The sequence below is a fragment of the Rhodoferax sp. RT4P68 genome (assembly GCF_056521305.1).
This window is the reverse complement of record NZ_JBWMBB010000016.1, coordinates 1-18,978: the sequence shown is the minus strand read 5'-3', so window position 1 is coordinate 18,978 and position 18,978 is coordinate 1. Positions and strand designations below refer to the sequence as shown.

At 67.6% G+C, this 18,978-nt stretch carries 18 protein-coding genes; 8 read left to right on the top strand and 10 right to left on the bottom strand.

Annotation, left to right across the window (positions count from 1 at the left end):
* Window positions 1–20 precede the first annotated feature (20 nt).
* The 3 genes from AC099J_RS27020 (at window position 21) to AC099J_RS27010 (ending at window position 3,436) form a co-directional block, all read left to right on the top strand.
* Window positions 21–974 (top strand): LysR substrate-binding domain-containing protein, encoded by a 954-nt coding sequence (locus tag AC099J_RS27020; RefSeq protein WP_479618398.1) that lies wholly within the window; start codon window positions 21–23, stop codon window positions 972–974.
* 38 nt (window positions 975–1,012) lie between these two features.
* The gene (locus AC099J_RS27015) at window positions 1,013–1,651 is read left to right on the top strand and encodes a DUF938 domain-containing protein (protein ID WP_479618397.1); all 639 of its coding nucleotides are present in this window, start codon (window positions 1,013–1,015) and stop codon (window positions 1,649–1,651) included.
* A gap of 222 nt (window positions 1,652–1,873) precedes the next feature.
* Window positions 1,874–3,436 (top strand): methyl-accepting chemotaxis protein, encoded by a 1,563-nt coding sequence (locus tag AC099J_RS27010; RefSeq protein WP_479618396.1) that lies wholly within the window; start codon window positions 1,874–1,876, stop codon window positions 3,434–3,436.
* Between the two features lie 216 nt (window positions 3,437–3,652).
* Here AC099J_RS27010 and AC099J_RS27005 read toward each other — a convergent pair whose 3' ends face one another.
* The 10 genes from AC099J_RS27005 to AC099J_RS26960 form a co-directional block, all read right to left on the bottom strand.
* On the bottom strand, window positions 3,653–5,194 hold the full coding sequence (locus tag AC099J_RS27005) for an acetolactate synthase large subunit (protein WP_479618395.1): 1,542 nt from the start codon (window positions 5,192–5,194) through the stop codon (window positions 3,653–3,655).
* A gap of 127 nt (window positions 5,195–5,321) precedes the next feature.
* On the bottom strand, window positions 5,322–6,356 hold the full coding sequence (locus tag AC099J_RS27000; protein ID WP_479618394.1) for a TRAP transporter substrate-binding protein: 1,035 nt from the start codon (window positions 6,354–6,356) through the stop codon (window positions 5,322–5,324).
* Window positions 6,357–6,646: 290 nt separating this feature from the next.
* The gene (locus tag AC099J_RS26995; RefSeq protein ID WP_479618393.1) at window positions 6,647–7,672 is read right to left on the bottom strand and encodes a Gfo/Idh/MocA family protein; all 1,026 of its coding nucleotides are present in this window, start codon (window positions 7,670–7,672) and stop codon (window positions 6,647–6,649) included.
* Window positions 7,669–8,433, bottom strand: a complete 765-nt coding sequence (locus tag AC099J_RS26990; protein WP_479618392.1) for an SDR family NAD(P)-dependent oxidoreductase — start codon at window positions 8,431–8,433, stop codon at window positions 7,669–7,671. Before AC099J_RS26990 ends, AC099J_RS26995 begins: the two co-directional genes overlap by 4 nt.
* Before the next feature lie 72 nt (window positions 8,434–8,505).
* Window positions 8,506–9,789 carry a TRAP transporter large permease gene (locus AC099J_RS26985; protein ID WP_479618391.1) on the bottom strand — a complete coding sequence of 428 codons (1,284 nt, stop codon included), beginning with the start codon at window positions 9,787–9,789 and terminating at the stop codon, window positions 8,506–8,508.
* A 1-nt stretch (window position 9,790) separates the two neighbouring features.
* Window positions 9,791–10,315: a TRAP transporter small permease gene (locus AC099J_RS26980; RefSeq protein WP_479618390.1), complete on the bottom strand. Its 525-nt coding sequence runs from the start codon at window positions 10,313–10,315 to the stop codon at window positions 9,791–9,793.
* Window positions 10,316–10,361: 46 nt separating this feature from the next.
* Window positions 10,362–11,348 (bottom strand): TRAP transporter substrate-binding protein, encoded by a 987-nt coding sequence (locus AC099J_RS26975; RefSeq protein ID WP_479618389.1) that lies wholly within the window; start codon window positions 11,346–11,348, stop codon window positions 10,362–10,364.
* 20 nt (window positions 11,349–11,368) lie between these two features.
* Window positions 11,369–12,274, bottom strand: coding sequence for an SMP-30/gluconolactonase/LRE family protein (locus AC099J_RS26970; protein WP_479618388.1), 906 nt, complete (start codon window positions 12,272–12,274; stop codon window positions 11,369–11,371).
* 4 nt (window positions 12,275–12,278) lie between these two features.
* Entirely contained in the window at window positions 12,279–13,112 is an 834-nt protein-coding gene (locus tag AC099J_RS26965; RefSeq protein WP_479618387.1) for an NAD-dependent epimerase/dehydratase family protein, read from the bottom strand.
* Between the two features lie 170 nt (window positions 13,113–13,282).
* Complete coding sequence (locus tag AC099J_RS26960; protein WP_479618386.1) at window positions 13,283–14,305, bottom strand: LacI family DNA-binding transcriptional regulator; 1,023 nt, start codon at window positions 14,303–14,305, stop codon at window positions 13,283–13,285.
* 135 nt (window positions 14,306–14,440) lie between these two features.
* Here AC099J_RS26960 and AC099J_RS26955 point away from each other — a divergent pair, with 135 nt between their 5' ends.
* The 5 genes from AC099J_RS26955 to AC099J_RS26935 form a co-directional block, all read left to right on the top strand.
* Complete coding sequence (locus tag AC099J_RS26955) at window positions 14,441–15,253, top strand: FadR/GntR family transcriptional regulator (protein WP_479618385.1); 813 nt, start codon at window positions 14,441–14,443, stop codon at window positions 15,251–15,253.
* A 98-nt stretch (window positions 15,254–15,351) separates the two neighbouring features.
* The gene (locus AC099J_RS26950) at window positions 15,352–16,329 is read left to right on the top strand and encodes a Bug family tripartite tricarboxylate transporter substrate binding protein (RefSeq protein ID WP_479618384.1); all 978 of its coding nucleotides are present in this window, start codon (window positions 15,352–15,354) and stop codon (window positions 16,327–16,329) included.
* A gap of 50 nt (window positions 16,330–16,379) precedes the next feature.
* A complete protein-coding gene (gene kdgD / locus AC099J_RS26945; RefSeq protein WP_479618383.1) occupies window positions 16,380–17,291 on the top strand; it encodes a 5-dehydro-4-deoxyglucarate dehydratase in 912 nt (303 codons plus the stop codon).
* Window positions 17,292–17,357: 66 nt separating this feature from the next.
* Complete coding sequence (gene gudD / locus AC099J_RS26940) at window positions 17,358–18,683, top strand: glucarate dehydratase (protein ID WP_479618382.1); 1,326 nt, start codon at window positions 17,358–17,360, stop codon at window positions 18,681–18,683.
* A 16-nt stretch (window positions 18,684–18,699) separates the two neighbouring features.
* Window positions 18,700–18,978, top strand: a 279-nt coding sequence (locus AC099J_RS26935) for an aldehyde dehydrogenase family protein (protein ID WP_479618381.1), incomplete at its 3' end; no start/stop codon positions are given.

The following is an 18,978-nucleotide window of genomic DNA, read 5'->3' as shown; positions in this document are numbered from 1 at the left end:
AGGTCAACACTGAACCCGACATGACTGCCCCCATCCTGCCGGCCGACCTGGGCTTTTTCTCGACACTGGCCAGCGCCGCCAGCCTCTCCGCCGCAGCCCGCGAATTGGGTGTGACGACGCCAGCCGTCAGCAAGCACCTGGCGCAGATGGAAGCACGCATCGGCGTGCTGCTGGTGAACCGCTCGACGCGCCGCATGAGCCTCACGCCCGAGGGTGAGATCTATCTGGAGCACGCGCGCCGCATCCTGGCCGAGATCGACGGCATGGGCGAGCTGCTGGGCGTCTCCAAGGCCACGCCGCAGGGCCTGCTGCGCGTCAACGCGACGCTGGGCTTCGGGCGCAGCCATGTGGCGCCGCTGATCTCCAGGTTCGTGCGCCAGCACCCGGACGTGCAGGTGCAACTGCAGCTGTCCGTCAGCCCGCCGCCGCCCAGCGATGACCTGTTCGACGTCTGTGTGCGCTTCGGCGCGCCACCGGACAGCCGCGTCATCGCGCGCAACCTCGGCGCCAACCGCCGGCTGCTGTGCGCGGCGCCGGCCTACCTGGCAAGGCATGGCGTGCCCAAGGTGCCGAACGACCTCACGCGGCACAACTGCATCGGCATCCGCCAGGGGGAGGAGGCCTATGGCGTCTGGCGCCTGGCCAGTGGCAAGGGGCGCAGCGCGAAGACCGAGGCCGTGAAGACGCGTGGCAACCTCACGACCAACGATGGCGAGATCGCCGTCAACTGGGCGCTGGACGGCCACGGCATCCTGATGCGGGCCGAATGGGACATCGCGCGCCATCTGCGCAGTGGCCGGCTGGTGCAGGTGCTGCCGCAGTGCTTCACGCCGGATGCGGACATCTACGCCGTGTACCCGCAGCGCCACCAGCTGGCAGCGCGGGTGCGGGCGTTCGTGGATTTCCTGACCGCCGCTTTCGCGCAGCAGGGCGCGGCCACGCCGGCATCCGCACGCGGCAAGGACACCGCATGATCCAGCCCATGACCACCCCACCATCCACACGCCCCACCATGCCCCACACCGCGCGCGCCATGGCGCAATGCAGCCCTGCATCGGAGCGCAACCAGCAGCCCATCCTGGACGTGCTGTTGCGCGTGCTGCCGGCCCGTGGCGCGGCCCTGGAGATCGCCAGCGGCACGGGGCAGCATGTGGCCTTCTTCGCGCAAGCGCTGCCGCAATGGACCTGGCAGCCCAGCGATGTGACGGATGGGGCCTTTGGCTCGATCACCGCTTGGTGCGCAGAGCTGGAGGTGGCCAACGTGCGGGCGCCGGTGCTGCTGGATGTCACCGCGCCGAGGTGGCCGGGGCAGGGCGAGGCATTGGCGCCCGCCAGTCTGGACGCAATCTACTGCGCCAACATGCTGCACATCGCGCCCTGGGCCTGCTGCGCCGGGTTGATGCAGGGCGCGGCCCGCCACCTGGCGCCGGGTGGTGTGCTGGTGACCTACGGCCCCTATCTGGAGCAAGGCGTGGCCACGTCGCAGGGCAACCTGGCATTCGATGCCGACCTGCGCCGGCGCAACGCGGCGTGGGGCATTCGGGCGCGGGAGGATGTGCAGGCCGAGGCGGCAGCGGCCGGGCTGCGACTGGCGCAGCGGGTGGAGATGCCGGCGAACAACTTGCTGCTGGTGTTCGCAAGGGCGGCATGAGAGGGCGGCGAAGGCGGTATAAATACGTCTGAAATGCAAGCTAATCACGGCGACTATTTGTCTCAAGTAGTAATCTAATGTGCCGAAGATGGATATAGTCCTGGTGCGACTTCGTTGGCAACTTCAGCTCGAACGATTCACTTGACGCCTGCGGTCCTTCCGACGTCGCCAACCACCTACCCCAGCTGATCAGTTCCGGAGACGTGCGTGAATTTTTCTCGAATGACAGTCGGCAAACGGCTGCATACAGGCTTCGGCCTGATCTTGGCGGTGTTGGCGATCGTGACGGTGCTGGCCATGTTCAAGGTCCAGGCCATCGAAGCGGCGTTGCGCGCCAACAGCGAAGAACACGTCGCCATCCAGCGCTTTGCGATCAACTTCCGTGGGTCCGCGCACGACCGCTCGATCGCCGCGCGAGACGTCGTGCTGGCAGGCACCCCCGCCGAGCGCCAAAGGGAGGTGGCAGCCATCGATGCGCTGGCGAAGTTTTATGCCGACTCCGCCGCGCCACTGGAACGGCTGATCGGCGCCGGCGGCGACTCCGACGAGCTGAGCAAGCTGTATGCCGCGATCAAGCTCATCGAGAGCCAGGCGGTCGCCACCACCAAGGCCATCGTTGCCGCGGTTGACAGCGGGGACACCGCCGCCGCGCAGACGCTGCTGTGGTCTCAGGCGAAGCCGCAGTACGTGCAGTGGCTGGCATCGATCAACAGGTTGATCGATTTTGAGGAAGCCCGGATCCAGGAGAAGAACCAGATCGCGATTGCGCAAGCCACAGGCTTTCGCGCCGTCATGCTGACGTCACTGGCCGTGGCGCTCGCCATCGGCATTGGCCTGGCCATGGCGATCTCGCGCGGAATCATCAAGCAGCTCGGTGCCGAACCCGACGCGTTGGGCGACGCCGCGCGGCGTGTCTCCAAGGGCGACCTGAGCGAAGTGCCGGGCGCGGCGCTGGCGCCGACCGGCAGCGTGCTGGCGTCGCTGGGCGCCATGCAGACCAGTTTGGCCAGTGTGGTGGGGCAGGTGCGCAGTGCGTCCGACTCGATCGCCACCGGGTCGGTGGAGATCGCCAACGGCAATTGCGATCTCTCGCAACGCACGGAGCAGCAGGCCAGCAGCCTGCAGCAAACCTCGTCGGCGATGGCGCAGATGAACACGACCGTGAAAGGCAACGCCGACACCGCGCGTCAGGCGACCCAGCTCGCCACCTCGGCCAGCGCAGCCGCCGAGCGGGGCGGTGAAGTGGTCGGCCGCGTCGTGGCCACGATGAACGACATCACCAGCAGCTCCAAGAAGATCGCCGACATCATCGGCGTCATCGACAGCATTGCCTTCCAGACCAACATCCTGGCACTGAACGCAGCCGTCGAAGCAGCCCGTGCCGGAGAGCAAGGCCGGGGCTTCGCGGTGGTGGCGAGCGAAGTGCGCAGTCTTGCGCAACGCAGCGCCGAGGCCGCCAAGGAAATCAAGGCGCTGATCAGCAGCAGTGTGCAGAACGTGGAGGCCGGCTCCAAGCTCGTCGGCGATGCAGGCGCGTCGATGGACGACATCGTCGCGCAGGTCCGGCGCGTCTCTGTGCTGATCGGCGACATCAGCGCTTCCACCCTCGAGCAGACCACCGGCATCGGCGATGTCACCAATGCCGTGACGCAGCTTGACAGTTCGACGCAGCAGAACGCCGCGCTGGTGGAGCAAAGCGCCGCGGCATCCGACAACCTGAAGCAGCAGGCCGCGCATCTGGCCCGCGTGGTGGGCGTCTTCAAGCTCGATCAAGAGTTCGCGTAGCCAGGAAGCTCCGCGCTCTTTGCGCACGCCCTCTTTCAAGGTCGTGCGCGCCTTTGCGGTCGCCTTGGACTTCCCTGGCCGGCGCCCGTCATTCCATCAAGCCAGATGGAGTCGGGTCGGGGATGCTGCACTGGTCGGGCCGGCACACGACCTGATTCTGGCCACCGACGGCGCGAGCAAGAGCCGCGCTTCCATCGGCTCGCGCAGCCCCAGCGCCTAGATCACCAGCTCGATCAAAAACGGCCCCGGCCGCGCGAAGCTCTGGCGCATCAGATCCGCGCACTGCTCCAGCGTCGTCGCCCGCGCAGCCTCCACGCCCATGCCGCCTGCCAGCTTCACCCAATCCAGATCCGGATTCCCCAGGTCCAGCATGCGCATGGCCGTGTCGCCCGGCGTCGCGCCCACGCCCGCGTATTCGCCGATCAGGATGTTGTACTTGCGGTTGGCCAGGATCACGGTGGTGCAGGGCAGCTTCTCGCGCGCCTGCGTCCACAGGGACTGCAACGAATACATGGCCGAGCCGTCGGCCTGCAGGCTGATGACGCGGCGCTGGCCGCCCGCGCCGATGGCCGCGCCCGTGGCCACCGGCAGGCCGTCGCCGATCGCGCCACCTGCCAGGTGCAGCCAGTCATGTGCCGGCGCGGCATGCGTGTGCTGGTAGAAGCCGCGGCCGAACGAAACGCTTTCGTCGGACACGATGGCGCCCTCGGGCATCACGGCGGCCAGCGTCTGCGCCAGGCCCTCGGGCGTGGGCGCGCCGGTGGCGATGGCGGGGCGCGGGCCGGGGTCGGGCAGGGCGATCTCGGGCGCGTGCAGTGCATCGACCAGGGCCTGCAGCGCGGCCACCGGGTCCTGGTCGGCGCGCGAGAGCACATGCAGTTGCGCCGTGTCGGGGTACTGCGTGGAGGGCTTGCCCGGGTAGGCGAAGAAGCCGACCGGTGGCTTGGCGTTGACCAGCACGATGTGGGCGAACCGGCTCAGCGCCTTGATCGCCGCATCGACGACATAGGGCACGCGCTCCAGCTGCAGCCGGCCCTGGCCGCGCTCCACATGGGAGGTGACGTAGTCGGCCAGCAGGGTGGCGCCGGTGGCCTGGGCCACGCGCCAGGCCAGGGCCTGCGCACGCCCGCGCACGGCGCCGCTGGCCAGCAGCACCAGCGTGGGCTGGCCGCTGCGCAGCGCGCGCACGGCTTTGTCGATGGCGTGCGGGTCCAGGGTGGGGGCACTGACTGCTGGCAGTGCGTCGGCGACCACGCCGCCTTCGTCCCACGACGCGTCGGAGGGCAGGATCAGCGTGGCGATCTGGCCCTGCGCGCTGCGCGCGGCCTGCACGGCGCGTGCCGCGTCGTGGCCCACGTCGGCCGCGCGGGTGCTGGTGTGCACCCAGGCCGAGACGGTGCGCGCCAGCGCGTCGGTGTCGGCCGTCAGCGGGGCGTCGTGGGCGCGGTGGTAGGTGGCCTGGTCGCCGACGATGTTGACGATGCCGCTGCGGGCGCGGCGTGCGTTGTGCAAATTGGCCAGGCCATTGGCCAGGCCGGGGCCGCAGTGCAGCAGCGTGCTGGCCGGCTTGCCGGCCATGCGCCAGTAGCCGTCGGCCATGCCGGTGACCACGTTCTCTTGCAGGCCCAGCACGCAGCGCGTGCCGGGCATCTGGTCGAGCGCGGCGACAAAGTGCATCTCGCTGGTGCCGGGGTTGGCGAAACAGGTGTCCACACCGGACTGGAGCAGGGTGTGGACCAGGCTTTTGGCGCCGTTCATCAGGGGGGTCTCCTTGGGTGGAAGGTGGCTTGCTCCCTGATTGTGGGCTGCAGGCACAAAGCCCCAGGACGGCGCCGGTCACACACGGGACGCCGGTAGCCCCCGTGCGTGCCCTGACGCTGCAACCTTACTTGGCGGCGGCGCGCGCCTTCTCGACGGCGGCGTACATCTCCTTGACCAAGGGCTCGCCGATGCGTGCCGTGTGCTTGTCGACCACGGGCTGGGCCTTCTCCTTCATGCGGGCGCGGTCGGCGGCGGGCAACTCGTTGATCTGCATGCCCTTGGCCTTCAGTTCTGCGACGCCGGCGGCATTGCGCTCACGCGAGATCTGGCGCTGGTAGTCGCGCGCCTCGGTCACGGCGGTTTGCAGCAGCTTCTTCTCGTCGCCCGACAGCGTGTCCCAGATCTTCTTGCTGAAGATGACCGACTGCGGGTTGTACATGTGGCCCGTGAGCGAGAAGTACTTCTGCACTTCGTACAGCTTGGCCGTGGTCATGTTGATGACGGGCTGGGTGCCGCCATCGACGGCGGCCTGCTCCAGCGCGCCATACAGCTCGGGGTAGGGCAGCGGCACGGCGTTGGCGCCCATGGCCTTCATGAAGTCCAGGTAGACCGGGGTCTCGATGACGCGGATCTTCAGGCCCTGGATGTCTTCCAGCTTGGTGATGGGGCGCTTGCCGACGTGGAAGTGGCGAAACCCCAGCTCCCAGTACGACAGGCCGACCAGGCCTTTCGGTTCGAGCAGGGCGTGCAGCTTGTCGCCGAACGGGCTGTCGACCACGGCGTAGGCTTCCTTCTCCGTGGCGAAGACGAACGGGAAGTCCAGCATCCCCATTTCCTTGACCACGCCCGAGAGCAGGCTGGAGTTCATCACGCACAGATCGACGGTGCCGCCCTGCATGGCCGACACCACAGCCGTGTCCTTGCCCAGCACGCCACCGCCGAACACGCTCACCTTGAGCTTGCCGCCGCTGCGGGTCTTGACGAGCTCGGCGAACTTGACGGCAGCGTCGTACTGGGCGCTGCCGGCGGTGTTCTGCATGGCGAACTTGAAGGTGCGGTCCTTGATGTCCTGCGCCTGGGCAGCCAGTGCGCACAGCGCCAACGAGGCGCCGGCCAGCAGACGGACGAGGGGGCGGAAGAGGGGTTGGGGTGTGCGCATGGTGTCTTTCTTGGGCGGGCTTGGCGTGAGGGAGTTCACGGAGCGCGAGTCTAGAAATGGCGATGCGTTGCGCCAATGGCTGCGGCGCACCGCTGTGCGATCAACGAACACAATTGTTCGATGAACGCGTCGATCATGGGTTTCCACCTAGGAATGGCTCAGCGGCAACCATGTGTGGTCCCACGTTGGCGGCACACATGTAAGCGTGCGTGCTACAGACCCACGCGCCGGGCATTCAGCCGGCGCAGGAGCGGGGGCGAGCCTCAGGTGTGGCCGGGCAGGCCGCAGGCTCAGAGCGCGACGGCCGTGCCCGCGTGCGATGAGCGCACGATCCCGTCGATCAGCCGTTGCACCGCCAGCGCCGAGCGGCCGCTGGCCAGCGGCGCGCGTTGGTGCGCGATGGCCTCTACGAAGTCCTGCAGCACGGCGCGGTGGCCGGCGTGGTCGAAACCCATCGGGTTGGCGCCCGCGCCGCTGGCCTGGGGCTTGCCGACCAGCACACGCTCGGCGCGCGGCCGGTCCAGCCGCAGCGCGCCCGCCTCCAGCGTCGCCGTTCCGCCGCTGAAGTTCAGCGCGATGCGCTCGGGGTGGCCGGGCCAGGCGGCGGTCGTCGCATCCACCACGCCGATGGCGCCGCCCGCCCACTGCAGCAGCGCGCCGGCCGTGTCCTCGGCCTCCATGCGGTGCAGCCGGGTGGCGACCAGGCCGGTCACGCGCGCCGGCAGGCCGGTGAGGTGCAGCAGCAAATCCAGCGTGTGGATGGCCTGCGTCATCAGCACACCACCGCCATCGCGCGCCAGCGTGCCGCGACCGGGCACGTCGTAGTAGCTCTGCGGGCGCCACCAGCGCACGCTGGCGCTGGCGCTCAGCAGGTCCCCCAGCGCACCGGCCTGCACCATGCCGTAGAGGTGCTGTGCGGCCGGGCTGGCGCGGTGCTGCAGCACGGTGGCCAGCAGCACGCCATGGCGCTCGCAGGTGACCACCATGCGTTCGGCCTGCGCAAGTGTCAGCGCCAGCGGCTTTTCGACCAGCACGTGTTTGCCGGCTGCTGCCAGCTGCTCGACGATGTCCAGGTGCGACTGCGGTGGCGTCAGCACCAGCGCGGCCTGCACGCTGGTGTCGGTCAGCACCTCCTGCAGCCGGGTGGTGATCACCGCGCCTTGCGGCAGGTCGGAGCTGGCCACGCGCTGCGCGTCGCGGCCCCAGACCCATGCGACCTCGACCTCGTCCTGCAGGTCGTGCAGAGCCTTGAAGTGAGGCGGCGACGCCATGCCGGCGCCGATGACGGCGATGCGTAGCGGCACGCGGTCCGTCACGGCATGTATTGCCCGCCGTTGACTTCCAGGATCTGCCCCGTGACATAGCCCGACAGCAAGTCGGACGCCAGGAACAGGAACGCGCCCACGCATTCGTCCGGCGTGCCGATGCGGCCCATCGGGATGCCGGCCTTGAAGTTCTCCAGCATCTGCGGTGTGGAGAAGCGGTCGTGGAAGGGCGTGGCGATGACGCCCGGCGCCACCGCGTTCACGCGGATGCGGTCGGGCGCCAGTTCCTTCGCCAGCCCGTGCGTGGCGGTGCTGACGAAGCCCTTGGCGCCGGCGTACAGGTACGCGCCCGGCCCGCCGCCGTTGCGCGCCGCGACCGAGCTGACGTTGATGATGTTGCCGCCCTGGCCTTGCTGGCGCATCAGCGGCACGACCTCGCGGCAGAAGGCCAGCATCGAGCGCACGTTGATGTGCATGACGTCGTCGAACAGCGCGTCGGTGAACTCGGCAATCGGCGCGCGCTGCACCAGGCTGCCGGCGTTGTTGACCAGGATGTCGATGCGGCCGAATGCGCCGACGGCATCGGCCACGCAACGGCGGATGGCCTCGCTGTCGCGCACCTCGGCCTGCAGTGCGATGGCCTCGCCACCGGCCGCGCGGATGGTGGCGACGACACCGTCTGCCGCCTCGCGCGATTGGTTGTAGTGCACCACCACCTTGGCGCCACGCGCGCCGAATGCGGTGGCGACAGCGGCGCCGATGCCGGTACTGGCACCGGTGACGAGAGCGGTCTTGCCGCGCAGATCTTCCATGAGATGTCCTTCGGTCAGAAAGCGCGGCGGCCCCGCTGTGGGGCCGCCGCGCGGGGGATGGTCAGGTGGCGATCAGACGCCGACGGCGCGCGGCAGCCACAGCGACAGTTCGGGCACAAAGGTGATGATGGCCAGCACGATCAGCAGCAGGCCGAAGAAGGGCATCAGCGCCTTGACCACCGTCTCGATGGGCAACTTGCCCACCGCGCTGCCGACGAACAGCACGGTGCCCACCGGTGGCGTGACCAGGCCGATGCCCAGATTGACGATCATGATCATGCCGAAGTGCACCGGGTCCACGCCCACGGCCTTGACGACCGGCAGCAGGATGGGCGTCAGGATCAGGATCAGCGCTGCCATGTCCATCAGCGTGCCCAGCACCAGCAGCAGCAGGTTCACGCACAGCAGGATCACGATCTTGCTGCTGGTGAATTCCGTCAGCGCGGTGGTGATCTTCATCGGGATCTGCATCAGCGTCATGATGTAGCCGAACGCGGCGGCGAAGCCGATCAGGATCATCACGATGGACACCGTCTTGACGGTGCGGTGCATCAGCTTGGGCAGATCGCGCCACTTGTAGTCGCGGTAGATGAACATCGTGACGAAGAACGCCCACACCACGGCGACCGAGGCCGATTCCGTGGCGGTGAAGACGCCGCTCAGAATGCCGCCAAGGATGATGACCATGGTCATCAGGCCCCACATGGCATCGGCCGCGATCTTCAGTGCCTGGCGCAGCGGGATGGATTCGCCGGTGGGAAAGTTGCGCTTCTTGGCGATGAACAGGCAGTAGATGGCCAGCGTCAGGCCGAGCAGCAGGCCGGGGAACACGCCGGCCATGAACAGCGCTGCAATCGAGATCGAACCGCCCGCTGCCATCGAGTAGATGACGGCGTTGTGGCTGGGCGGAATCAGCGCCGCCTGGATCGAGCCGCTGATCGTCAGCGAGGTGGCGAACGCACGCGGGTAGCCCTTGCGGACCATCTCGGGGATCATCACCGAGCCGATCGACGCGGTGTCCGCCACGGCAGAGCCGGAGATGGCACCGAAGAAGGTGGACGCCAGGATGTTGACCAGCGACAGCCCGCCGCGCACGAAGCCCACCAGCACGCCGGCGAAGGCGACCAGTCGCCGCGACATGCCGCCCTCGGCCATGATGGCCCCGGCCAGCACGAAGAACGGGATGGCCAGCAGCGAGAACTTGTTGACGCCGCTGACGATCTGGATCATCACGGCCTCGATCGGCAGGTCGATCCACAGGGCGCCGATCAGCGCCGCAGCACCCAGCGAATAGGCGACCGGCATGCCGATCAGGATGAGCAGCCCGAAGCTGCCCAGCAGTACCAGGGCGTCCATGTCAGGCGCTCCCTTCTTCTACGGTGTGGTCGAACGTGGACGTGGCACTGTTGTGCTGGTGGCCTGTGAACATCTGCTCCAGCACGAAGAGCATCGTGATGAGGCCAGACAGCGGCACCGGCAGATAGGTGTAGCCCACGGCCAGCCAGGGCAGTTCGGCCAGGGTCTGGCCCATGGTCTCCATGGCCAGCTTGCCGCCCCAGACCAGCATGAACACGCTGGCTGCCAGCATCAGCAGATCGACCAGGCGGGCGCACAGCCACTGCAGCGGTGGCGACAGCCGGTCGGTCAGCATCGCCACGGCGATGTGGGCGCCGGCGCGGTAGGCGGCCGCCGCGCCGATGAAGGTGAACACCACCATCAGCAGGATGGCGATCGGTTCCGGCCACTGCGCGCCCACACCGAACACGTAGCGGGCGAACACGCCAGCAGGAATGATCAGGCTCATGGCCAGGATCGACAGGCCTGCAATCCAGATGCAGGCAAGGTACAGCCCGTCGAGGGCACGGTTCAGCGGGGAGCGCATGGGAGGCGATCGAATCGTTGCTTGAGGTGGCAGGGGTTGCGGCCGCTTACTTCACTGCGGCGATGCGGGCCATCAGGTCCTTGTACGCCGCACCGTACTTGGCGCGCACGGCTTCGGTGGCGTCGTAGAACGGCTTCTGGTCGACCTCGATGAACTCCACGCCGGCAGCCTTCAGCTTGGCGCTGTTGTCGGCCACGCTCTTGTCCCACAGGGCGCGCTGTTCCAGCTGCGCTTCGCGGCCCAGCTTCTTCACCAGGGTCTGCTCTTCAGGGGTGAGCTTGTTCCAGGTGACCTTGGACATGACCAGCATCTCGGGAATGATCAGGTGGTTGGTCTGCGTGTAGTACTTCGCGCCGGTGGTGAAGTGATTGGACGTGAACATGCTGGGCGCGTTGTTCTCCGCGCCGTCGATCACGCCGGTCTGCAGGGCGCTGTAGACCTCGCCGTAGCCCATGGCGATGCCGTTGCCGCCCAGCGCGTTCATGGTGTCCACGAACAGCGGGTTGCCCATCATGCGGATCTTCTGGCCCTTCAGATCGGCGATGCTGCGCACCGGCTTCTTGGTGTAGACGCTGCGCGAGCCGCCGTCCTGCCAGGCCAGGCCTACCAGACGGGCCGGGCTGTTGGTGACCTTGTCCAGCAGTTCCTGGCCGATGGGGCCGTCGATCACGGCGCGCATGTGGGCTTCGTTGCGGAACACGAAGGGCATGTTGAAGACGTTCACTTCGGGCACCACGGTGCCGACCGGGCCGAGCGAGGTGCGCAGAACCTGGATCGCGCCGATCTGGGTCTGCTCGATCATGGTCTTCTCGTCACCCAGCACGCTGCTGGGGAACATCTGCATCTTGAACTTGCCGTTGGTTGCGGCTTCGAGCTTCTTGCCCATGTTCTCGGTGGCGACGACGGTGGGGTAGCCGGGCGGGTGCACGTCGGCAGCCTTCAGGACGGTCTGCGCCTGGGCGTTCAGGCTGGTGGCCAGTGCGGCGGCCGTCACGGCGGCCGAGAGGATGGTGGTGCGCAGGTTCATGGACATGGCGTGTCTCCTTGGGTTGGTCAGAGGTGGGTGGGGGAAAGGGATGAAAACGATGGTTCTTGCAGACCCTGGGTGCCGGGCCGCAACGCAAACACGCCGCCGGCCAGCGGCTGGTCGGACAGATCGCCGCCGGGGCGGATCGAAGTCACGTACAAGATGTCGAGCTGCGGCCCGCCGAACGCGCACATGGCGGGCTTCTTGACCGGCACGGAGAGCGATTTGTCGAGTCGGCCGTCGGGCGTGAAGCGGTGCACCAGGCCGGCGTCGTTGCCGCAGATCCAGTAGCAGCCGTCCACGTCGATGGCGGCGCCATCGGGGCGGCCGGGCAGGGGGTTCATGTCCACGAACACACGGCGGTTGGAGGGCGTGCCGCTCGCGGTGTCGTAGTCGAAGGCCCAGATGGTCTGCACCGTGGGGTGCGAGTCCGAGAGGTACATGGTCTTGCCATCCGGGCTGAAGGCCAGGCCGTTGGGCACAATCAGATCGCCCAGCTGCGCGGGCAGGGCGGTGTCGCCCTCGCCGAATCGGTAAAGCGCGCCGGCGCGCATGGCGGCCGCCATGTCCAGGCACATGGTGCCGGCCCAGAAGCGGCCCTGGCGGTCGCAGCGGCCATCGTTGAAGCGCATGGCCGGCGCGGCGTGGTCGACGGCGGCCAGGCATGTGTTCGCCACGGTGCCGTCGTCGTGCAGCTGCAGCGCGAAGAGGCCGCTCTCCATGCCGGCGATCCAGCGGCCGGGCGTGGCCGTGGCGGCGATGCAGGCCGGCATTTCCTGAGTGGCCCAGTGGCGGTGGCCCTCTGCGGGCGACCAGCGGTGAATGGCCTTGCCCGGGATGTCGACCCAGTACAGAGCCTGCTCGCCCACGTGCCAGACCGGGCTTTCGCCGGTGCCGTTGCGGGCGTCGAGGATCAACTCGGCTTGGGCCATGTCATCAATCCCCGAACGGGCCTTGGGCCGTGAAGGCGCCGCCCTGGTAGATGGCGTTCGGGTCGGCCGGCGCGACGGGCGGCTGCGCCTCGACCTTGCCGCGGAAGATTTCCGAGTTGTCCTTGGGCGCATAGCCCAGCACGGCGGCGGCGCTGTTGTCCCACCAGACGTTCTGGTTGGCCGACATGCCGTAGACGACGGTGTGGCCCACGCCCGGGGTGAATAGCGACTTCTCGATCAGCTGCACCAGATCGTCATAGCTGAGCCAGGTGCTCATCATGCGGCGGTTCAGGGGCTCGGGGAATGACGAGCCGATGCGGATGCTGACGGTCTCGATGCCGTAGCGGTCGAAGTAGAACTGCGCCACGTCTTCGCCGAAGGATTTGGACAGGCCGTAGTAGCCATCGGGCCGGCGCAGCACATGCGCGTCCAGCGTCTCGTCCTGCTTGTAGAAGCCGATCACGTGGTTGGAGCTGGCGAAGATCACGCGGCGCGCGCCATGGCGGCGGGCCGCTTCGTAGATGTTGTAGACGCCCTTGATGTTGCCCTCCAGGATCTCCTCGAACGGCCGCTCGACCGAGACGCCACCGAGGTGGACGATGGCGTCGCAGCCGGCCACCAGTGCATCCACCGCCGCCTTGTCGGCCAGGTTGCACAGCACGACCTCTTCGTGCGGGCCCTGCGGATCGCCCAGCGCGGCGATGTCGGACACGCGCAGCGTGCCGGCGACGGGAATGAGCCGTTCGCGCAGTACCTTGCCCAGGCCGCCGGCGGCGCCGGTCAGGAGCAGGCGTTGCACGCGGGGCGCCGGGGCGCTGGGAGACGTTGGAGTGGACATGGGCAGCAAGGAGTTTTAGGTGTTGATCTGAATGCCAGTGCCAGGGGTTTCCAGGCATCGCCTGTCATCACGAAACAAGGTAAACGTTTAACTGATCTGGAAAAAAATACGCCGCTAGGCGAACAGGGGTGATGGTCGGGCAGGGTGGCCAGGCCGTCAATCCCCGTGAGCTAATCGTTTACCCTAGGTCGGCGCACGCCGGTGGACTCTCGCGCGACGACCCGGCTGTGCACCACGTCGTCGTCGAAGCTGGTCGGCTCGCCCTTGATCTCGCTGACGAGCTTGCGCATGGCCAGTTCGCCCGTGGCCTCGCCCATCATGTCCACGCTGGTCAGCGCCGGGCTCACCAGGCGGCCGTAGGCGATGTTGTCGAAACCGGCCACCGAGATCTGCTCCGGCACGCGGATGCCCAGGGCCTTGGCCTCCAGCAGCAGGCCCATGGCCAGCAGGTCGTTGTAGGCGACGATGGCGTCGTCCATGTCCTGCGACAGCAGGATGGTGGAAGCCAGGCGCTCGCCTTCCTCGGTCGAGGGTGCGGCGGCGTCGAAACGGCGAAAGCTGGCGTCCACGCCGGCAAACGCATCGCGCAGGCCGCGTTCGCGCTCGATGCTCCAGCGCGCACCGGGAAAGCCCAGGTAGCTGATGCGCCGGTGGCCCAGTTCGCGCAGATGGCGGCCCAGCATCAGGCCGGCGGTGTGGTTGTCGCAACCCACGTTGTGGTTCTTCTCATAGGCCGAAGGCCGGCCATAGAACACCACCGGCGTGCCGATCTCGAACAGCGCCTCGATCACCGGTGCCGGCAGGCGCGCGCTGACGATCAGGCCATCGACGCGGCGGCACAGCGACTGCAGCACGCCGAGTTCGGGCGAGGTGCTTTCGGCCGCGTCCGCGATGATCAGGTTCAGCCCGGCGCTGGCAGCCATGCGCGAGGCACCTTTCACCAGGCTGGTGAAGTAGGGGTTGCGGATGTCCAGGATGATGATGCCGACATTGCCCGTCAGCCCGGTGATCATGCCGCGCGCCATCGGGTTCAGCGAATAGCCGAGCGTGCGCACGGCCAGCGAGATGCGGGCTTCGACCTCGGCCGTGAAGCGCTGGTTGCCGTTGACGAATTTGGACACGGTGGCGGTGGAGACCTGGGCGGCCTCGGCGACATCGCGGATGGTGGCGGCGCGTTTGCGCTGGACAGTCATGAGGTTCGGTGCATGGAAATAAGCGTAGGGCGCGACGATGCCACAGACCGACGTGTGGCGCCGCGCCTTACGCCGCAGCGTGTGTCGTTTTGTCGTGAGTTGTCGTACAACGACGGTGCGGACTATGATGGCCGCATGGCGATCCTGTCCACGCTTTCCAAAGACGTGCCCGAACCCGAGGCGGCGGCCCCGTTCGCCACGCTGGCACCGCGCCAACGTGGCCGCGGCCTGGCCCACGGATTGGTGGACGACCTGGGCGAGAAGATCCGCAGCCAGAAGCTGCGCACCGGCGACAAGCTGCCGACCGAGTCGGCCATCATGCAGGCCTACGGCGTCAGCCGCACGGTGGTGCGCGAGGCTTTGTCCAAGTTGCAGGCGTCGGGGCTGGTGGAGACGCGGCACGGTGTCGGCACCTTTGTGCTGCCACCGCGCGCGGCCGGCATGTTCCGCCTGGACGCAACCGACATCGCCACCACCGTCGACGTGTTGGCGGTGCTGGAACTGCGCATCAGCCTGGAGTCGGAATCGGCCGGTCTCGCGGCGCTGCGCCGCAGCGATGAGCACCTGCGTGCCATGCGTGAGGCGCTCGACGCGTTCGAGCGCAACGTGACGACTGGCGCCGAGACAGTGGGGCTGGATTTCCGCTTCCACCTGACCATCGCGCAGGCCACGGGCAACCCGTATTTCGCCGACATCCTGGGCCATCTGGGCACCAATCTGATCCCGCGCACCCGCGTCAACGCCATCCGCAACCACGATCGGCGCGGCGAATACCTGGTGCGCGTGAACCGCGAGCACGAAGAGATCTACGCGGCCATCGCCCGGCGTGATCCCGATGCGGCCCGCGCTGCCATGCGCCTGCACCTGACGAACAGCCGCGAACGCCTGCGGCTGGCGCAGGAAGCGGCGCAACGCGAAGCCGCCGGCCTGCCACCCGCGCAGGCCTGACGGCACCCACACGATTCACATTGCATCGCCCCGGGTTTAGTTGTACGATGACTGACCTCGTGACCGACGAGTGGATTTCGACTCCAGGAGACTCCCACATGACCGTGACCCGACGCGAACTTCTTGCCGGCGCCGCTGCTGCTGCCGCCGCCGTGGCGGCCCCCGCCTTGGCCCAGGCCGACAAATGGCCGAGCAAGCCGATCCGCATCATCGTGCCGTACCCACCCGGTGGCTCGTCAGACATCATTGCGCGCGCCATCAGCCAGCCGCTGTCCGAAGCGCTGAAGCAGAGCGTGATCGTGGAGAACAAGCCCGGCGCCAACGGCAACCTGGGGGCCGATTTCGTGGCCAAGTCCGCGCCCGAGGGCTACACGCTGCTGCTGTGCGACGTGGGCGCGCTGGCCATCAGCCCATCGGTCTACACCAAGCTGCCGTTCGACCCCTCCAAGGATTTGCGTGGCGTGACCATGCTGGCGTACTCCCCGCACCTCCTGGTGGTGCATCCCTCGGTCAAGGCGAACAACCTGCAGGAGCTGATCGCGCTGTCCAAGACCAAGGACCTGAACTTCGCGGTGACCGCCACCGGCAGTGCGCCGCACCTGGCCGGCGTGGCGCTGGAGCGTGCCAGCGGTGCCAAGTGGGTGTACGTGCCCTACAAGGGCGGCGTGCAGGCCATCCAGGACACCGTGGGTGGCCAGACCGATGTGCTGATGAACGGCATGCTGGCCACCTTGCCGCACGTGCAGAGCGGCAAGCTCAAGCTGCTGGGCGTGTCCAAGTCCACCCGCATGCCGCTGATCGGCGAGACGCCGACGATTGCGGAGCAGGGCGTGCCTGGCTATCAGTCCGGCACCTGGCAGGGCGTGCGCGTGGCGCGCGGCACGCCGGAGGCGACCGTGCAGCGCCTGAACCAGGCGCTGATCACCGTCATCCGCTCGGCCGACATCCGCTCGCGCCTGGCCGGGCAGGGCGCCGAGGTCGTGACCATGACGCCGGCTGAGGAAGAGCAGTTCTTCGCCAAGGAGCGTGCCCGCTGGGCCACCGTGGTGCAGGCCGCCAACATCCGCCTGGACTGACCGGTTCCTCCCACTTTGTTCAACCCCTCACCACTGACTGAGCGTTTCGCATGAACCCGCAAGAACTGAAATCCATCATGGGCTCCGGCCTGCTGTCGTTCCCGATCACCGACTTCGACGCGCAGGGCGAGTTCCGCCCCGGCACGTACATCGAACGCCTGGAATGGCTGGCCCCTTACGGCGCCAGCGCGCTGTTCGCCGCTGGTGGCACAGGTGAATACTTCTCGCTGGCCGGCGAGGAATACAGCCAGGTCGTCAAGACGGCCGTGGACACCTGCCGCGGCAAGGTGCCGATCATTGCCGGCGCCGGCGGCCCGACCCGCACCGCCATCGCCCATGCCCAGGAAGCCGAGCGCCTGGGTGCTCACGGCATCCTGCTGCTGCCGCACTACCTGACCGAAGCCGGGCAGGAAGGCCTGATCGAGCATGTCGCCCAAGTCTGCGCCAGCGTGAAGTTCGGCGTGATCGTCTACAACCGCGACCGCTGCAAGCTGACGCCGAACTCGCTGGCCATCCTGGCCGAGCGCTGCCCGAACCTGGTGGGCTTCAAGGACGGCGTGGGCAACATCGAGACCATGTCTTCCATCTTCATGAAGATGGGCGACCGCTTCGCCTACCTGGGCGGCCTGCCGACCGCCGAGGTCTATGCAGCGGCCTACAAGGCGCTGGGCACGCCGGTGTATTCATCGGCCGTGTTCAACTTCATCCCGAAGACGGCGATGGACTTCTACAACGCCGTGGCCGCCGACGACATGGCGACGCAACACCGCTTGCTGAAGGATTTCTTCATGCCCTACCTGGACATCCGCAACCGGGTGGAAGGCTACGGCGTCAGCATCATCAAGGCCGGTGCCAAGATCGTCGGCCACGACGGCGGCCCGGTGCGCGCACCGTTGACCGATCTGAAGCCGAACGAGATGGAAGCACTGGCGGTGCTGATCCAAAAGCTCGGCCCCCAGTAAGCTTAAGCTTGCAGTCCTTCGGGGCCCGCCGCTGCCGCGGGCCCTGCGCCAATTCAGGAGACTCCGATGTCCACCCCCATCGTCACCGAACTGCGTGTCGTGCCCGTCGCCGGCCACGACGACATGCTGATGAACCTCTCGGGCGCACACGGCCCGTTCTTCACCCGCAACATCCTGATCCTCAAAGACAACGCCGGCAACACCGGCGTGGGCGAAGTGCCCGGTGGCGAGAAGATCCGCCAGACGCTGGACGATGCGCGCGCGTTGATCGTCGGCCAGTCCATCGGCAACTGGCAAGCCATCCTGAACGCGATGCGCACCCAGTTCGCCGAGCGTGACAGCGGCGGACGCGGCACACAGACCTTCGACCTGCGCGTGGCCATCCACGCGGTCACGGCTGCTGAAGCGGCGCTGCTCGACCTGCTGGGCCAGCACCTGGAAGTGCCGGTGGCGGCCCTGCTCGGCGAAGGCCAGCAGCGCGATGCCGTGCAGATGCTGGGCTACCTGTTCTACGTCGGCGATACCAAGAAGACCGGCCTGGCCTACCGCACCGAGCCCGATGCCGACAACGCCTGGTTCCGCGTGCGCCATGAGATGGCCATGACGCCCGAGGGCGTGGTCCGCCTGGCCGAAGCCGCGCAGGAGCGTTACGGCTTCCAGGACTTCAAGCTCAAGGGCGGCGTGCTGCGTGGCGACGAAGAGGTCGACGCCGTCACCGCGCTGCACGAGCGCTTCCCCGAGGCCCGCGTCACGCTGGACCCGAACGGCGGTTGGCTGCTGAAAGACGCGATCCGCCTGGGCCAGCGCATGCGCGGCGTCGTCGCCTATGCCGAAGACCCCTGCGGTGCCGAAGGCGTGTTCAGCGGGCGCGAGGTGATGGCCGAGTTCCGCCGTGCCACCGGTTTGCCGACGGCCACCAACATGGTGGCCACCGACTGGCGCGAGATGGTGCACAGCCTGTCGCTGCAGTCGGTCGACATTCCACTGGCCGACCCGCACTTCTGGACCATGGCCGGCAGCGTGCGTGTGGCGCAGCTGTGCCAGGCCTTCGGGCTGACCTGGGGCTCGCATTCGAACAACCACTTCGACATCTCGCTGGCCATGTTCACGCACGTGGGCGCGGCCGCACCGGGCAAGGTCACCGCCATCGACACGCACTGGATCTGGCAGGACGGCCAGCGCCTGACCAAGGAGCCGCTCAAGATCGAAGGCGGCTACGTGCAGGTGCCAAAGAAGCCGGGCCTGGGCGTGGAGCTGGACATGGCCGAGGTGGAGAAGGCGCACCAGCTGTACCTGCAGCACGGTCTGGGCGCGCGCGACGACGGCGTGGCGATGCAGTACCTCATTCCGAACTGGAAGTTCGACAACAAGCGGCCCTGTATGGTCCGCTGAACCTGGAGTTTTCTCGATGCAGAACCATGACAACCTGATCAACGGCGAATGGGTCGCCGGCAAGAGCTACAGCCCCAATGTGAACCCCAGCAACCTGGCCGATGTGCTGGGCCAGTACACCCAGGGCGACGCGTCGCAGGTGGACGCTGCAGTCGCCGCCGCCACGGCTGCGTTCCCAGCCTGGGCGACGGGCGGCATCCAGGCGCGCAGCGACGCGCTGGACAAGATCGGCAACGAAATCCTGGCGCGCAAGGAAGAGCTGGGCACGCTGCTGGCGCGCGAAGAGGGCAAGACC

Excerpts from the sequence above, each read along its gene's own strand:
- AC099J_RS27020 (WP_479618398.1), top strand. The coding sequence starts at position 21 with ATGACTGCCCCCATCCTGCCGGCCGACCTGGGCTTTTTCTCGACACTG.
- AC099J_RS27015 (WP_479618397.1), top strand. The coding sequence starts at position 1,013 with ATGCCCCACACCGCGCGCGCCATGGCGCAATGCAGCCCTGCATCGGAG.
- AC099J_RS27010 (WP_479618396.1), top strand. The coding sequence starts at position 1,874 with ATGACAGTCGGCAAACGGCTGCATACAGGCTTCGGCCTGATCTTGGCG.
- AC099J_RS27005 (WP_479618395.1), bottom strand. The coding sequence starts at position 5,194 with ATGAACGGCGCCAAAAGCCTGGTCCACACCCTGCTCCAGTCCGGTGTG.
- AC099J_RS27000 (WP_479618394.1), bottom strand. The coding sequence starts at position 6,356 with ATGCGCACACCCCAACCCCTCTTCCGCCCCCTCGTCCGTCTGCTGGCC.
- AC099J_RS26990 (WP_479618392.1), bottom strand. The coding sequence starts at position 8,433 with ATGGAAGATCTGCGCGGCAAGACCGCTCTCGTCACCGGTGCCAGTACC.
- AC099J_RS26985 (WP_479618391.1), bottom strand. The coding sequence starts at position 9,789 with ATGGACGCCCTGGTACTGCTGGGCAGCTTCGGGCTGCTCATCCTGATC.
- AC099J_RS26980 (WP_479618390.1), bottom strand. The coding sequence starts at position 10,315 with ATGCGCTCCCCGCTGAACCGTGCCCTCGACGGGCTGTACCTTGCCTGC.
- AC099J_RS26975 (WP_479618389.1), bottom strand. The coding sequence starts at position 11,348 with ATGTCCATGAACCTGCGCACCACCATCCTCTCGGCCGCCGTGACGGCC.
- AC099J_RS26970 (WP_479618388.1), bottom strand. The coding sequence starts at position 12,274 with ATGGCCCAAGCCGAGTTGATCCTCGACGCCCGCAACGGCACCGGCGAA.
- AC099J_RS26965 (WP_479618387.1), bottom strand. The coding sequence starts at position 13,112 with ATGTCCACTCCAACGTCTCCCAGCGCCCCGGCGCCCCGCGTGCAACGC.
- AC099J_RS26960 (WP_479618386.1), bottom strand. The coding sequence starts at position 14,305 with ATGACTGTCCAGCGCAAACGCGCCGCCACCATCCGCGATGTCGCCGAG.
- AC099J_RS26955 (WP_479618385.1), top strand. The coding sequence starts at position 14,441 with ATGGCGATCCTGTCCACGCTTTCCAAAGACGTGCCCGAACCCGAGGCG.
- AC099J_RS26950 (WP_479618384.1), top strand. The coding sequence starts at position 15,352 with ATGACCGTGACCCGACGCGAACTTCTTGCCGGCGCCGCTGCTGCTGCC.
- kdgD (WP_479618383.1), top strand. The coding sequence starts at position 16,380 with ATGAACCCGCAAGAACTGAAATCCATCATGGGCTCCGGCCTGCTGTCG.
- gudD (WP_479618382.1), top strand. The coding sequence starts at position 17,358 with ATGTCCACCCCCATCGTCACCGAACTGCGTGTCGTGCCCGTCGCCGGC.